Source organism: Actinopolyspora lacussalsi (assembly GCA_030803735.1).
GTDB classification, from domain to species: Bacteria; Actinomycetota; Actinomycetes; order Mycobacteriales; family Pseudonocardiaceae; genus Actinopolyspora; species Actinopolyspora lacussalsi.
In genome coordinates, this window is record JAURUC010000001.1 from 4,161,978 (window position 1) to 4,177,329 (window position 15,352).

Below are 15,352 nucleotides of genomic sequence, written 5' to 3' on the forward strand. Positions count from 1 at the left end.
GCCCGTACCGGATGGCGCGGGCACCACTGTGACCGGCCGAAAACCGATCCGAAAAACCGGCCGAACTGTTCGGATCCGTTCGGTTGTGCTATCAGGATTCGCTCGAATACGAATAGTGTCCAAAAAGTAGCGCAACGAAGTTTTTCTCGCTGTTCGCGGTATGTTTTCGCCACGGGCGGGAACACTGCTCCACAATCGCCGCCTTCGGCTGTACCGTGGCGTATATGACGGATGTTCGTCCACCGGACGCGTTACAGCGCGAAGGTGCCGATGATGAGCCACCGAGAAGACCCTTAAGGCGCATATCGGGAGATCTGCAGGTCAGGGGCGTGGACATGCAGCGCCCCAACGCCGCACGCATGTTCGATTATTACCTCGGGGGTACAGCCAATTTCGCGGCGGACAGGCAGGCCGTCGACCGGCTGGTTGCCGAGGTTCCCGAGGCTCGGGTTTACGCACGTGCGACGCGGGCTTTTCTCGGACGATTGATCCGTTTTCTGAGCCACCGCGGAATCGACCAGTTTCTGGATCTGGGATCGGGAATGCCGACCGTCGGGAATGTGCACGAAATAGCCCGTCGGTGCCGTTCCGACGCACGAGTCGCCTATGTGGATGTCGAGCCCGAGGTCGTGGCGCACGCCAGACAACTGCTGCGCGGAGTCGACAATGTGACCGTCACCCAGGCCGATATCCGGGAGCCGGAGACGGTGCTCTCGGCACCGGAGGTCACCGAGCTGCTCGACTTCACCCGTCCCGTCGCGGTGCTGGCCGTGTCGATCCTGCCCTACGTTCCGGACGCCGACGGCCCCGCCTCGCTCGTGGCCGCCTACCGGGACAACTGCGTGCCGGGCAGCTACCTGGCCGTCTCGCACAGCACGCCGCTGACGATGACCGAGGAGCAGGTGCGCCACAGCGAATCGGCCTACCAGGGAACCCGCACGCCGCTGGCCGTGCGTGAGATCGAGCGGATCCGCGAGCTGCTTCCCGGCTACTCGCTCGTGGCGCCCGGGTTGGTCCCGCTGCCGCAGTGGCGGCCGGAGCCGGACATCAACGGGCAGCAGGACGCCACCGCCTCCGCCAACGCGGTAGGAGCGCTCGGCTACCTTCCTTGAACTTGTACTCCTGTTGTGTAGCTGGTCGGGTAGTCGTCACGTGAGTCGGCGCCTCGGGAGCGTTGGGCCGGCTCTTGAGTAGCGACCTACGCGGCGAGCGGCCCGGCCTCGCGATGCATCCGACTCACGCACCGGGGACGAGCCCGCTGCCGCGCTCATGGTCGCGTCTCGACGGGCTGCCCGGCGATTACGTGGGAGATCGACGCCGCGCCGAGCGGGTATCCGAGGTACGCGCCGGCGTGTACCGCCCACCAGCGATCTCATATGTCTCCAGTGGGCAAGTATCCGGTGCACATTACGAAGAGCTACGCTCCGCCCCGACCGAATTCCTTGGCAAAAGCGCCCCGACCACGTGCGTGAAATCGAGAACATTTATTCTTTGGGAAGCCGCTCGGTTACCGAGAGTATTTTTCTTGAAGTGGAGCGATCATGACGGCGGGCTGGGTGGCCTATGTCGACGAGTCCGAGCCGCACTGTCCCGAAGAGCCGATGTATGTGTTGGCGGCGGCTCTGGTCGATCGTGCTCAGCACGAGCAGGTCACTACGGCTGTGCAGGAACTACGGCTTCCCGGGCAGCGCAAGGTGCACTGGCACGACGAGTCAGCCGCGCGGCGCTGTCGCTTGGCATCGGCGGTGGCCGACCCGGAGGTCCTGCATCTGGTCGTGGTCCGCCTCGGTGGTCCTCCGAGGGAGCGCTCCGAGGGAGCGCTCCGAGCGCCGTCGACGCCTTTGCCTGCGGCGGTTGCTCTACGAGCTGGAGCAGGCCGACGTCGACCGCGTCATTATGGAAGCCCGTCAGGAGCAGCAAAACCGTGCTGACCGGAGGATGCTGGATACCCTGCGTGCGCAGAAGGTGCTGACCAGCGCGGTACGGATGGAGCACGTTCGGGGACGGGATTCGCCGATGCTGGCCATCCCCGACATCGTTTGCGGGGCGGTGACCGCTGAGCAGGGCGGCGTGCCGGATTATCTACAAGCTCTCAAGCCGCTGGTCACATTGCATACTCTTCATACGGTTGAGGGGGAGTAGAAACTACGCGAGCCCGGGACCCCGTCGTCCGGCGGGAGTACCCGGGCTCACTTCCATCGGCTCCGCGAAGCCGTGGCTTCTGGGGCTACTCTAGCACTTCTCCAGCGGGCCGGGCCACCAGTTCAGCACTGCGCCGCAGGGGCGTCGATTTCGCGAGAGATCGACGCCGCGCCGAGCGGACATCCGATGCACGTGCGGGGGACACGCGCGCGGTTCGTGGGGGCAGTCCGGCTCCGGGGCCGGTTCGGAACGGTCGAGGGCAGCCCGGCTTCGAGTGGTTACCAAGCCACGTACTGCGTTGGCGATTAGTGACCAATTTATTGATTTTGCTACTCGATCGGGTGACTTTGGGATGCGTCCTGATCACGCAGCGACACAGCTGCTGTCCCAAAAGGAGCCCCAGCTTGTCACTAGCAAGAATCTTCACCCGGACTGCCGCCGCCGCGCTGATCGCGGTCGGCATGGCCGCTCCGGCCCAGGCCGCCGTCTCCGCTCCGGTCGCCAATGACGACTCCGGCCCGGAGACGATGATCATCGACGGTGACTACGCCGACGACGCCCCGTGGGCGGCGCGAATGTTCGCCGACGGCAGGGAGGCGTGCAGCGCCTCGGTGGTCGCTCCGAAGTGGATACTCACCGCGCAGCACTGTGTCCAGGGCGCCAATCAGGTCAGCTTCCGAGTGGGCAGCCTCGACCAGACCCAGGGGCGTGAGGTGTTCGCCGTCCCGGGCGGGGTGAACGTCCATCCCAGCGCCGATCTGGCACTGGTCAATGTGGGCAGTTCGGTCGACGTCGAGTACGCCCCGATCGGAGCCCCGGGCGCCGCCGAGGTCGGCGAGACCGTGCAGACCTACGGCTGGGGTGCCACCTGCACCGACCGTCCCGAGGTCGAATGCCAGTCCCAGCGGTTGAAGGTCGCCGACGTGACCGTGACCGACACCTCCTGCTCCGACTACCGCGGCGGTACCGCGATCTGCGCCTACCGCGGTGACGGCATCCCGGCGGGCGGTGACTCCGGCGGCCCGATGTTCGCCACCGCCGCCGACGGTGACTACGTGCAGGTGGGAGTGGCTTCCACCAGCGACCGCTCCTCGCGTACCGCCTACACCAACGTGACTCGCTACAGCAGCTGGATCGGTTCCCTCGCGGGCGTGTGACGCGGCTTCCTCCCGTCGTGGCTACACCCGATTTCCCCGTCGCCGCTCACGGCGGCGGGGAAATGTGTTGGGAAGCACACGTGGGTCGACTCCTTTCCGTGTCGCTTCGGATTCGGGCATTGACCGCTGCCGAAGTCTCGGTGCATCGTGACCGACGAAATCGATCACGGAGTGAGATCGTGATCGTATTCGGTGCTAAGAATAGATCGTTTAATTGTTTTCGCAGCTCATAGCGCCGATATTGACCTCTTTGAGGGTAGGGTAAATCGCTGCTAGCGATTCGTTCTCGGCGTCGCAAGAAATTTGTTGTGCTTGTCACGGGGTATTTTGCTTCGCGCCTGGTGGTGGAAATGTCGATCTTTTCTCGCCTGGCGATTTCACCGGTGCGTGGTTAGTTTCGTGAGACATGACCGGCGAAAAACCTGGCCATCGTGGCGCACGGCCCGATGGCGTGAGTGGGTCAGCCGGGCGGGTGGAGATCGACACTCCGGCCGTCGCGGACGGCCCGGAGCTGTACCGGATCACGCGTGATTCGGGGGTGCTGGACGTCAACTCCCCCTACGCCTACCTGCTGTGGTGTCGCGATTTCGCGACCACCTCGTTGGTGGCGCGTTCGCACGACGGAGTGGTGGGCTTCGTGACCGGATACGTCCGCCCCGACGCCGGGGACACCCTCGTGGTGTGGCAGATCGGCGTCGACGCCGCGCTGCGCGGCCACGGCGTGGCGAGTCGCCTGCTGGAACGGCTGCTCGACACGGCGTCGCGGGACGGTATCCGCCACCTGGAAACCACCATCACCGCCGACAACGCGGCCTCGATCAACCTCTTCTCCGCGCTGGCGCGCGACCGCGGCGCTCCGCTCGAGGTGAGCCCGCTGTTCCCGGCCGAGCTGTTCCCGGACTCACACATCGGCGAGGACCTCTACCGCATCGGACCGTTCGCCGCTGACGGTGCCACGGCACACGGCACTCTCGCGGCGTCCGTCTCGTGAGGCCCCACGCCCCACACACCCGACCCGGTTCGTGGTGAAACCCGAACCACGAACCATCCAGCCGTGTCACCGCACGGCACGACACGTAACCGGCCCGGCGGGCGAGGCGTCACGAGCGCTTCGAACCGGACCGAACGGAGGATCGTGAAAGACGTCTTCGCAACCCAGGAATCAGAGGTCCGCAGCTACAGCCGAACTTGGCCCGCGACCTTCGACCGCGCGCTGGGCAGCTGGCTCTACGACGAGAGCGGGAACGCCTACCTCGACTTCTTCGCCGGGGCGGGCGCGCTCAACTACGGGCACAACAACCCGCTGCTCAAGCGCAAACTGATCGAGTACATCGAGCGCGACGGGATACACCACGGCCTCGACCAGGCCACGGTCGCCAGGGGTGAGTTCCTGCGCACCATCGACGAGAAGCTGTTCCGACCGCGTGGGCTCAACTACAAGGTGCAGTTCCCCGGGCCGACGGGCACCAACTCGGTCGAGGCCGCGCTGAAGCTGGCACGCAAGATCACCGGACGCGAGTCGATCATCAGCTTCACCAACGCCTTCCACGGCATGACGCTGGGCTCGCTCTCGGTCACCGGCAACTCGATGAAACGAGGCGGGGCGGGCATCCCGCTGGTGCACGCCACGCCGATGCCCTACGACAACTACTTCGACGGCCAGGTCGACGACTTCCTCTACTTCGAGTCGCTGCTGCGGGACAGCGGCAGTGGCCTGAACGCGCCCGCCGCGGTGATCGTGGAGACCCTGCAGGGCGAGGGCGGTATCAACGACACCCGCGCCGAGTGGCTGCGCGGACTGTCCGAGCTGTGCCGGCGGCACGGCATCCTGCTCATCGTCGACGACGTGCAGATGGGCTGCGGCAGGACCGGCCCGTTCTTCAGCTTCGAGCACGCGGGCATCGAGCCGGACATCGTCTGCCTGTCCAAGTCCATCGGTGGTTACGGGAGTCCGCTGGCGCTGACCCTGATCAAGCCGGAGCACGACGTCTGGGAACCCGGCGAGCACAACGGCACCTTCCGTGGCAACAACCCCGCCCTGGTCACGGCGACCGAGGCACTGCGGCAGTACTGGAGCGACGACGAACTGGAACGCGCCACCCTCGCCAAGGGCGAGCGCGTCGGCGAGGCGCTGCTGGAGCTCTGCGCCGACCACCCCGGGCTGCTGTCCAAGGGACGCGGCCTCGCACGGGGCCTCGGTTTCGCCGAGCCCGAGATGGCGGGCAAGGTTTCCAAGGCCGCCTTCGACCGGGGGATGATCCTGGAGACCTCCGGCCCCAGCGACGAGGTGGTCAAGGTGATGCCCCCGCTGACGATCACCGAGGACGAGCTGGAGCGGGGGATCCGGATCATTCGGGACTCCGTGCGCTCGGTACTGGCCTGAAGCACCCACAGGCGCCGAAGTACTCACAGGCGCCGAAGCGCCCGTCGCGAGCCGGGGCGTGCGAACACGCTCCCGCGCACGGCGCCCGCCGCGTCCGGCCCCTGAAACGTCCACCCCCGAAACACCGAGGAGACGAGTTGATCGTTCGTACCGTCCGGGACGTCGAGAACACCGAATCCGACATCAGGACCGAGAACTGGCGCAGCAAACGGATCATCCTCGCCAAGGAGAAGGCCGGGTTCTCGGTGCACGAGACGACGCTGTACGCGGGCACGGTCAACGAGTTCTGGTACGCCAACCACATCGAGGCCGTGTTCGTGTTCGAGGGCGAGGGCGAGATCACCGATCACGCCACCGGTGAGACGCATTCTCTCGGGCCGGGCTCGGTGTACCTGCTCGACGACCACGACAAGCACCAGGTGCGCCCCAGGACCGACATGCGCACGGTCTGCGTGTTCAACCCGCCGGTGACCGGCAGGGAGGTGCACGACGAGAACGGGGTCTACCCCCTGGTGACCGAGGAGGAGTGAACCGCGAGGGCACCTGACGACCTTCCTGGGGGTTGACCTCAACCCAGGGTCAGGTACCGCCGGTCGTTGAACTTCTCGCCCACGCAGGACGCGCCGAGGTCGTGTCCGATGCGCTCTATCACGTCGGCCAGCTCCAGCCGGTTGAGCCAGTCCCGCGGCAGTGCGGCGGTGCCGTGCCTGGCGCCCAGGATGGCCCCGGTGATGGCCGCCGTGGTGTCGCTGTGTCCCGAGTGGTTGGCGGCCAGCCACAGCGCGTCGCGGAACTGTTCGCGCTTGGGCAGGGCCAGCGCGCAGTAGGCCCCGATGGCCAACGCCTCCGGGCCGACCCAACCCTGCCCCAGCCGCTGGACGTACGCCGTGCGCACGTCGATGCGGGCGAGGGTCGCCGCGTCGGCCAGTCCCGTGGCCGTTTCGCCGTCCTCCCGCAGCACTCTGCCCGCCGCCTGGTCCACCGCCTGCGGAATTCGCCTGCCCTGCACCGCGAGCAGGTGGATCAGCGCGGCCATGGCTCCCGCCGCCGCCCACCCTCCGGGGGCGCCGTGGGTCAGCGCGCCGAACTGGCAGCCCAGCGTGTAGGACATCTCGACGGTGGGAGCGAAGCCGGCTCCGGCCGCGCGGTCCACCGCGCCACACCCCTTGGAACTGTTGATCGGCTCCTCGGGAGTTCCCAGCAGGTCCTCCTGCAGCGCGCGCAGGCTGGTCAGCCCGGGGGAGCGGTTCACGTAGAGCTCCGGCTCGGCCAACAGGCCCGTCGCTCCGTAGTGCGGTTTGTCCTCCTGCTGCGTCAGCAGCCACCGCCGATAGGCGGCGCCCGTGGCTTCCACCGGGCGCCACCGGCCGCCGTGATTGCCGGTCGCCCAGGCGTGCAGGTATCCCTCGCCGGTGAACAGCAGCATCTGCGCGGCGTCGCCGAGTAGCGCCTGCGGCGGTGGTTCGGTTACTCCGTCCGGGCCGTAGCGCGCACGGATGTCACCGTGCTCCTCGAACTCGACCGGAACTCCGAGGGAGTCGCCCAGCGCCGCACCGAGCAAGCACCCCACGGCACGATCCACCACCGTGGACGACGTCGACACCCGGGATACCTCCACAGTGGTCTTGCTCGCGTTCTGGTCCTCACCCGACTCTACTGGCCCGCCACAGCCACTTGGCAGCGATCTGTGCAATTGCACGGCGGAGTTTGCTCACAGATTGTGACATTCGTCGAAGAATAAAAGTTGATCTTAGTCTGTTGGGGTGAAGCCAGGTGAATCCGAACACGTTTGTCGGTTTTAGTGGTTAACGTGGATCGGTTTCGGGACGTTTGTGCGTAGGGCGGCACCCTGCGGCCGCTGTCACGGAACCGGGAAAGATGTACGCGAACGTGGGATCGAGCTTCGGGGGGATATGCCACCGCACGACAACCTGGCCGAGCACCCGAAGAGCGGCTACGAGTTCGGACTGCTCGGGCCGCTCGAAGTGCGTCACGGCGGGCGACTGCAGCCGTTGGGCAACTCGGCGATGCGCAGTGCGTTGGCCTGCTTGCTGCTCGAACCGAACCAGGTCGTGTCGATGGACAGATTGATCGACACTCTTTGGGGGGAGCAACCACCGCCCACGGCGCGGACCATCATCCACGGCTACGTGTCGCGTATCCGCAAGCTGTTCACCCCCGAAGAGGGGACAGCGGATCCGGAGAATCCCGCGCTGGTCACCCGTGCCCCCGGCTACCTGCTCCAGGTGGACAGCGACCGGATCGACGCGCACCGGGCCCGAGCCCTGGTCAACCAAGCCGGAAACCTCGAACCCCGGGAACGTTCCCGGACGTTGGCCCGCGCGTTGACGCTGTGGCGTGGTCCGGTGCTCTCCGATATCTCCTCCGAGCGACTGCACCGCATGGTCGCCCCCAACCTGGACGAGCTGCGCATGGTGGCGCTGGAGGAGCGAATCGAGGCCGACCTCGAACTGGGCGAACACCACGGTGTCGTGGTCGAGCTGTCCGAACTGGTCGAGCAGTACCCGCTCCGCGAGCGGCTCACCGGCCAGTTGATGCTCGCCTACTACCGATCCGGACAACGGGCGAGGGCCCAGTCCTGCTACCACACGTTGCGGGAACTGCTGGCCGACGAACTCGGCATCGATCCGGGGCCGGAACTGCGCTCGCTGTACGAACGACTGCTGCGCGACGACGAGACACTGGCCGCCCCGAACCGTGCCGTGGCAGGCTCCATCACCCGCGCCAGTGACGTGACCCCGATACAACCGGCGGAACTACCTCCGCCCGTGGCCGGTTTCGTCGGAAGGGTCACCGAATCGGCGGCGCTGGACCGGATGCTGTCCGAACAGGACAGCGACTCCGCCAGCGTGCTCGCCGCCATCACCGGAACCGCCGGAATCGGCAAGAGCGCGTTGGCGGTGACCTGGGCGCACCGCGTCGCGCACCGATTCCCGGACGGCCAGCTCTACGCCTCGCTGCGTGGGTTCGACTACGAGCGTTCTCCGCTCTCACCTGGCGAAGTGCTCACCGGTTTCCTCAAGAGCCTGGGGATCGCCGACGACGCCATACCGATCGACCTGAACGAACGGGTGGCCCTGTACCGCTCGCAACTGGCGCGGCGCCGCGTGCTCATCCTGCTCGACGACGCCAGGGACGCCGACCAGGTGCGTCCGCTGTTACCCAGCAGCGACGGTTCGCTCGTGCTGGTCACCAGCAGGAAACGGCTCGACGGTCTGGTGGTGCGCAGCGGGGCCAGGGCGCTGCCGCTGGAGACCCTGCCCACCACCGCTGCCGTGGAGCTGCTGGATCGGGCCGGTGTGCCGGGCAGATCCCGCTCCGAGCCGCAGGCCGCGCGGAAACTCGCCGACCTGTGCGGCGGCCTGCCGCTGGCGTTGCGCATCGCCGCCGCGCGACTGGCCGCCAACCCGGGCCGCGCGGTGGACGACCTCGTCGGCGAGCTCACCGACGAGCACAACCGGCTCACCGGGTTCGACATCGACGACACCGACATCAGTGTCCGTCGTGCCTTCGACATCTCCTACCGCAACCTGCACCCCAGTCAGGCGTGGACCTTCCGGCTGTTGGGGTTGGTTCCCGGCCACACCTTCACCGCGCACGCGGTGGCCGCACTGTGCGGCACCGACTCCGAGACGGCTCGTCGCAGACTGCGAGCGCTGACGCTGGCCCACCTGGTCAGCGAGCCCAGGCCGGACCGGTTCGCGATGCACGACCTGTTGCGGGTCTACGCGCGCGAACTCGTGTTCGCCGCCACCGACGAAACCGGGGAGGAGTCGGAGACCGCGCTGCGCGGACTGCTGGAGCACTACCTCACCGCCGCCGACCACGCCAGGAGGTTCCTGCGCCCACCGCGTGACGAGTTGGACTTCTCGGCGACCGAGCGGGAGCTTCCGGACATCACCGGCAGGTCCGAGGCACTGGAGTGGTTCGACGCCGAATGGCCCAACCTGGTGACCGCCATCGACACGGCCGCCGACCGGCGATGGCACCGGATGGCCTGGTGGTTGGTGCGCCTGCAGTTCAACTACCTCATGGTTCGTTGTCCCTGGGAGGACTGGGTCACCATCTACACCAGAGGACTCGAGTCGGCGCGTCACATCGACGACGACACCGGCACCGTACTGATGCTCGCCGGGCTCGGAGTGGTGCACTCCCGTTCGGGCAGCCCCGAGGTGGCCCTGAAGTACTACGCGGAGTCGCAGCGGGTCGCCACCAAGCTGTCCGAGCGCGGCGAGCTGGCCATGACGCAGGTCAACATGGCCAGCGCGCTGTTCCGGTTGGGACGCTACTCGGAAGCGCGACAGCACTGTGAGGACGCGCTGCGGACCTACCGGTCGTTGGGGGACCGGTACCGGGAGGCGGGAGCGCTGAACAATCTGGCCCAGGTGGAGCAGGTGATCGGCAACCGTGCGGAGGCGCTGGCATACCTGCACGAGGCCGAAAAGCGCTACCGGGAAGCCGACGATCTCGAAATTCTGGCCATGGTGCTCAACAACTGTGGTGAAGTGAGTGTCGAACTGGACAGGATCGACAGCGCGCGGCGCTACTACGGGGAGGCGCTCGAAGTGGCCCAGCGCTGTGGCTCGACCATGCGCCAGGCCGCGGCGTACCTGGGGTTGGGTGATGTCGCCTCGTTGCGCGAGGATCACCAGGTAGCTCGGCGGCGGTGGGAGACGGCACTGTCCATTTTCGAGGCCGGTGGCTCACCGCGTGCCGCGGAGCCGCGTGAACGGTTGCGCCTGGGTGCCGCCGCCACCGAGGCACCCGAGGTGCGGCGCTGCTCCGGCGTTTAGTCAGCGTTTAGTGTGCTCTTAGTGATGCCTGCCAACGTGTGAATGTGCGTTCCGGCCGGCCGTTGCGGTGCCGGTCACGATCGCACCGCGGCGACTCTCGGGGGGTCGTGAGTGGCCGAGAAGGGGCGGTGCGGAGAACTCGACCCGTCGAGTTGTCCACCGCCCGCAACAAAGGGGTCAGGTTATTCCCGGCGTCTTCGGCGCCGGGAAGGACATGGGGGTGGGTGCGGACTCCGTGTTCTGGGGGATTCCACAACGACACGGGGTCCGCGCTCGTGTTCCCGCCCGGCCCGTCCCGAGGGCCGGGCGGTTCGAGCCACCGCCGCTGCGCCCCGGCGGCGATCAGTAGTGCTTTCTCGGATCCGGGGACATCCGGGTCAGCCGTGTTCCGAAGCGCCCTGGAGCGGGCGCGGCGAGGGCCGTTTGGGTTCTCTGCCGTCCCCCGAGGACGTGCCGCGCAGCCGCCGACCGACCCACGGGCCCAGGTGTTCACCGATCCAGCGCAGGTCCGCACCGCGCCGTTCCGACCAGGAGCGGTCGGCCCGAGCAGGCAACGGCTGCCGCCAGTCCTCGTCCACGCGCAGCCCCAGGATCTCCGCGGCGTGCAGCGCCACGCGGCGATGTCCCTCCTGGGACAGGTGCAGTCTGTCCTCGCTCCAGGCACGCTCATCCTGTAGCACCCGCATCGACCAGAGATCCACGACATAGCAGCCGTGTCGCCGCGCGATCGCCCAGAGGTGTGAGTTGTAGGTGCCGACCTTGCCGCGAACCAGCCGCATCACCGCCGTCCGCCGAGTGTCGAAACCGGTGCCGATCAGCACGTCCGCCCCCGTCGCACGCAGCTCGGCCACCGCGGTCTCGAACCGGCTCGCCAACTCGTCAGGGTCGGCGAACGGTCGGATCATGTCGTTGCCCCCGGCGCTGAACGCGGCGAGGTCCGGCCGCATCTCCACGGCACGTGGCAACTGATCCCGCAGGATCTGGTCGAGCAGCTTCCCCCGAACCGCTGTGTTGGCGTAGTGCAGCCCGGGGTTCTCGGTAGCCAACCGTTCCGCCAGCCTGTCGGACCATCCCCGGAAAGTCGCGCCGTCGGGGGCCGGATCGTTCAGCCCCTCCGTGAAGCTGTCACCCATCGCCACGAACGTCCGCCACTCCCGATCCCCGCTCCCGGCATCGTCCTCCGGTGCGCGCCTTCCCGAGTTCGGTGACTCCTCACTCATCGGGGCCGCCTTTCGTACTAGCTCGTCTTCGCCCGCGGTCTCGTAACCGGAAAACACACTGGACCTCGGTTGGTCACCTACGCCAGCGTCGGTGACCGCCCCAGTGACCAACGGCACTTATGGCACTGTTCGGTCTCGGTTTTCGTGCCTGGTCGCTTGGCGGAACCTCTGGCACGGCTCTCGCTGCGGGGCCGGCGACATCGGGTAGCGACCTACACAACGTCTCCGGCGTCCTCGCGAGAGCCGCACCGGAGAACCCGCGGCGGCGCCGGCTGCGTAAGTGGTGGGGGCTCGGCCTGCGGGGGTGGTGGGAGTTCGGCGCCGCGTCGTAGCGGCGCGGCGATTTCGCGAGAAATCGACGCCGACCCCTGGGGAGCCGACTCACACACGGGGCGCGAGCGTGGCCCCACGGCACACGGCGGCACTCACGCGGGAGTGCGCCGTGTTCCCACTCGCGAGTGATGGTTGTGTTCGGCTGAACAGTTCGTTTCGTACCGTTGAGTCGGTATAGTGTTCCGTCGGTTACAGCAAAACTCCACGCGCGCGCGGCGCGGCTGCTAACGTCCGGCGGGAAAACGAGACGATCAAGGGGATATCGACGATCGGAAGTGGTCGGTGGTGCTGCCTCGATCACTTGAATGGGGAACGCGAAGCATGCCTGCTGACGTCGGAGCGAGTGTGTCTGCCGACAGCATCGAAGCTCTGGGGGAGTCGTGACGAGTCCGCGGGAACCGATGCCCGGGTCGATGGAACGGCACGAGGCTCGGCCGGGGTTTCCGCGGTCGGAGCAGCCACCTGCCTCCGCGACCTCGGCCACCTCCGTCACCGGGACGCCGCCGCCGGAGGGAGCGCGCGGTACGAACTCGGCCGCTGAACCGGTGCGGCCCGGCTTCGCGCAGCCGAACGACCCCGACCGCGCGCACGAGTACCGATCCGCGGTGCCCGGCTCGGCGTCCCGAGCGGCCGGGTCCGCTGCTCGGTTCGACCTGCGCGCGGAATTCGCCACTGCCGCTGCCCAGTCCGATCCGCTCGCGCTGTACAGCCGCCTCGACGGACTGCTGGAGCGTTTCGAGCACGAACGGTCCCGCTCCCCGTGGCGGCCCAGGGGCCGGGCCGAGCAGACCGAGAACGCGGGCGCCGCCATCTCCGGGGAGCTCGACGGGGCGGGAGCGGTGGCACCGGCACGCGTCGAACCCGTCTCGGGATCACTACCACTGCCGCACGCGGTCAACAACGGTGAACAGCGACGCCACGCCGCTCCCGAGAGGCCACCACATCAGGAGAAATCCGAGTCCGCCAACGGCACGTTCAGCGGCGCCATACCGCTTCCCACCGAGCAGCGTCGTGATGTCGAGCAGCACGCCGCACCGGAAGCGGGGGACGAACCGGAGCCCGAATCATCCGATGCCGTGCGGCTCGCGGCGGAACATCCTGCCTCGGCAGCCGCCGCACCCGCTCACCGGGACGAATCCGCGCCACGGGACGGTGATTCCGCCGAGGCGCGGGAACAACCGCGGGGAAGGCACGCCGGGATGACCGGCTCGCTGGAAGCCGGGGATCCCACGGCTCCCCCTGTTCCGGAGCAGGGGCCCGCGCGGTTCGAACGCGAGGACGAAAACCCCACCCTGCCGCTGGGCAGCGCGGCGGACATCCTCGGCGTGCCGTCGGAGCAGTCCGTCCCCGACGAGTCCGCGGTCGAGATCGGCACGGACGGCTCCGACGAAATCGCGGAGTCCGGGCGGCACGCTCCCGTCGTGGCACAGGAGCAGCCGGCCGCTCGACCCGGCCCTGTTGTCGAATCCGGCCCCACCATCGAACCCGGGCCCACGGCGGCGATGCCGCCGTCCCATCCGCCGCGTGAGCACGGGGGCCAGCCCACGCCGCGGACCGGTCCCGCCAGCGGGCCGTTACCCGCGCCGCCCCCTCCCGGCGCACCCCCTCCCGCTCCACCGCATCCCGGATCGCGGCCACCCGTTGAGCCGCCACCCCGGGGGAATGCTCCGCACGGTGGACAGGCCCCGGTACGGCCACCGGCGAATCCGGCCAGCGGGCCGTTCCCCGTGCCGCAACCTCCACGGCAGCCGATGCCTCCCACCCCTCCGCCGGGGCAGCCTGCTCCGGCACAGCCCGCACAGCCCGCGCGGCCACCCCAACCACCCCCTGGCAACGGGAGCACCGGACCTTCGAGCGCTCCGTTCCCCGCTCCCGCGGCGGCACAGTCCGTTCCGGAGGGCACCCCCGCGACACCCTCGCGCCCATCTCCGCGGCAGCCCCAACCGCGGCAGCCCCAACCGCAACCGCTCGCGGCCGTTCCGGAGGACCGGGACGTCCGCAATCGGCCGTCGGAGCCCTCGGCCGCTCCGACGCCCCAACCGCCCAGGTACGAACCGCGTCCCGACGGAGGATTCGGCCCCATGGGCTCCGGTGGTTGGTCCGGATCCGGAAACTCCAACTACACCGCCAAGGGCAAGTTCCAGCAGGATCCTGCCGAGCAGGGTGGCGAGGAGCGTCCCAGGACGAACGAGCTGCGCAGCGGGCAGGGCTACAACCGTGACGACGACGAGGAACAACCGAGGTTCCTGGTGCAGGCGGACGATCTCCACGGCACCGACTTCGGGTCCGACCGGCTGGTGGCACCACCGGTCATCGGAGAGGGGCCGCCCGGCTACCCGGGCTTTTGATACCGGAATTCTCCGGTTGTCCTGCCGTGAGTTCTCCCTCGGTGGAACCTCTCGTACGGCTCTCGCCGCGAGAGGTTCCACCGAGCGCGTACCCCGCAAACCGAGACGACAAAGTCATACTAGGAACCCCGAATGGTCGACACGATCACTCTTTCGCTGCCCGCGCTGGACGTGCTTGGCGAGCACCTGCGGCTCGATGTGCGGCGCTATCCGTTCGAGATTCCCGACCTCGCCGACTCGCGGGCGGAGCGGGAGGACGTGGTCCGGCGGGTCTGGAGTGAATTGGAGACCGCGGGGTTGGCCGTGGACGGTCGGCCCGAGCCGGAAGTGGCCGACGCCCTCTACCTGATGTCCAGTTCCGAGACCTCGATCGCGGCCGCCGGGTTGCTCGACGTCCGAAACGGCCAACGGATGGCGGCGCGAGCCGTGGCCACCGGGGAGGTGGGGGTCGCGGGCGTGATCACCGCTCGCGGACTCCAGCTCGACTTCATGGCGCCGGAAACGCTGCCCGAGGTATGCGCGCGGCTGCTTCCCCCCGCTCGTCCCGGACCGGGACGCGAAACCAGTGTGTCGCTGCGGCTGCTGCGCGACGCGGAACACCGTTCCGCCGAGGGGGTGTCGGGCGCTGCGGATTCACCTTCCGAGGTGGAGGAGATCACGAGGCTGCACAAGTACCGTCTCGGTCACTTCGTGGTGGCGGGCACCGGCGGGGACGGCAATCGATTCCGCATGCCCACGTTGACGTGGTTCGACACCGATCGCGGTCGCTACACCATGTGCTACGGGCGTTCGGAGGAGGACGAGACGCTCGTCTGCGCACCCGCCGACCAGCGGGGTATCGCCGCACGGCTCGGGGAGCAACTGCGTTCGGTCCGGGGCGGTTGAGGTTTCGAGCACGGGTGTAAGGCACCACACGTCGATCGATGTGTGCGTGCGGCGGCGCGGGTAAGGCAGG

At 68.0% G+C, this 15,352-nt stretch carries 11 protein-coding genes; 9 read left to right on the forward strand and 2 right to left on the reverse strand.

Annotated features, from left to right (window positions below):
- Positions 1-335: 335 nt before the first annotated feature.
- From J2S53_RS18520 to J2S53_RS18545, 6 genes are all read left to right on the forward strand, one after another.
- The gene (locus J2S53_RS18520; protein WP_456242831.1) at positions 336-1,112 is read left to right on the forward strand and encodes an SAM-dependent methyltransferase; all 777 of its coding nucleotides are present in this window, start codon (positions 336-338) and stop codon (positions 1,110-1,112) included.
- A 742-nt stretch (positions 1,113-1,854) separates the two neighbouring features.
- Positions 1,855-2,142 (forward strand): hypothetical protein, encoded by a 288-nt coding sequence (locus J2S53_RS18525; protein WP_456242038.1) that lies wholly within the window; start codon positions 1,855-1,857, stop codon positions 2,140-2,142.
- Between the two features lie 404 nt (positions 2,143-2,546).
- Positions 2,547-3,299, forward strand: a complete 753-nt coding sequence (locus J2S53_RS18530) for a S1 family peptidase (RefSeq protein ID WP_456242039.1) — start codon at positions 2,547-2,549, stop codon at positions 3,297-3,299.
- A 451-nt stretch (positions 3,300-3,750) separates the two neighbouring features.
- Positions 3,751-4,290, forward strand: a complete 540-nt coding sequence (gene ectA, locus J2S53_RS18535) for a diaminobutyrate acetyltransferase (RefSeq protein ID WP_456242040.1) — start codon at positions 3,751-3,753, stop codon at positions 4,288-4,290.
- Between the two features lie 144 nt (positions 4,291-4,434).
- Complete coding sequence (ectB, locus tag J2S53_RS18540) at positions 4,435-5,682, forward strand: diaminobutyrate--2-oxoglutarate transaminase (RefSeq protein ID WP_456242041.1); 1,248 nt, start codon at positions 4,435-4,437, stop codon at positions 5,680-5,682.
- A 137-nt stretch (positions 5,683-5,819) separates the two neighbouring features.
- The gene (locus J2S53_RS18545) at positions 5,820-6,212 is read left to right on the forward strand and encodes an ectoine synthase (RefSeq protein ID WP_092974009.1); all 393 of its coding nucleotides are present in this window, start codon (positions 5,820-5,822) and stop codon (positions 6,210-6,212) included.
- Positions 6,213-6,250: 38 nt separating this feature from the next.
- Here J2S53_RS18545 and J2S53_RS18550 read toward each other — a convergent pair whose 3' ends face one another.
- Positions 6,251-7,285 carry an ADP-ribosylglycohydrolase family protein gene (locus J2S53_RS18550; RefSeq protein WP_245779954.1) on the reverse strand — a complete coding sequence of 345 codons (1,035 nt, stop codon included), beginning with the start codon at positions 7,283-7,285 and terminating at the stop codon, positions 6,251-6,253.
- 310 nt (positions 7,286-7,595) lie between these two features.
- Between J2S53_RS18550 and J2S53_RS18555 the strand changes: the two genes are divergently transcribed.
- The gene (locus J2S53_RS18555) at positions 7,596-10,496 is read left to right on the forward strand and encodes a BTAD domain-containing putative transcriptional regulator (RefSeq protein WP_456242042.1); all 2,901 of its coding nucleotides are present in this window, start codon (positions 7,596-7,598) and stop codon (positions 10,494-10,496) included.
- Between the two features lie 377 nt (positions 10,497-10,873).
- Here the strand turns inward: J2S53_RS18555 and J2S53_RS18560 are convergent, their stop codons facing one another.
- The gene (locus J2S53_RS18560) at positions 10,874-11,716 is read right to left on the reverse strand and encodes an SGNH/GDSL hydrolase family protein (RefSeq protein WP_456242043.1); all 843 of its coding nucleotides are present in this window, start codon (positions 11,714-11,716) and stop codon (positions 10,874-10,876) included.
- Positions 11,717-12,429: 713 nt separating this feature from the next.
- Here J2S53_RS18560 and J2S53_RS18565 point away from each other — a divergent pair.
- Together J2S53_RS18565 and J2S53_RS18570 are read left to right on the forward strand one after the other, a co-directional pair.
- A complete protein-coding gene (locus tag J2S53_RS18565; RefSeq protein ID WP_456242044.1) occupies positions 12,430-14,397 on the forward strand; it encodes a hypothetical protein in 1,968 nt (655 codons plus the stop codon).
- Positions 14,398-14,529: 132 nt separating this feature from the next.
- Positions 14,530-15,282: an ESX secretion-associated protein EspG gene (locus J2S53_RS18570; protein WP_456242045.1), complete on the forward strand. Its 753-nt coding sequence runs from the start codon at positions 14,530-14,532 to the stop codon at positions 15,280-15,282.
- Positions 15,283-15,352 lie beyond the last annotated feature (70 nt).

Bases quoted from the DNA above. Each gene is read 5' to 3' on its own strand.
- J2S53_RS18520 (WP_456242831.1), top strand. From the start codon at position 336: ATGCAGCGCCCCAACGCCGCACGCATGTTCGATTATTACCTCGGGGGT.
- J2S53_RS18555 (WP_456242042.1), top strand. From the start codon at position 7,596: ATGCCACCGCACGACAACCTGGCCGAGCACCCGAAGAGCGGCTACGAG.
- J2S53_RS18560 (WP_456242043.1), bottom strand. From the start codon at position 11,716: ATGAGTGAGGAGTCACCGAACTCGGGAAGGCGCGCACCGGAGGACGAT.
- J2S53_RS18570 (WP_456242045.1), top strand. From the start codon at position 14,530: ATGGTCGACACGATCACTCTTTCGCTGCCCGCGCTGGACGTGCTTGGC.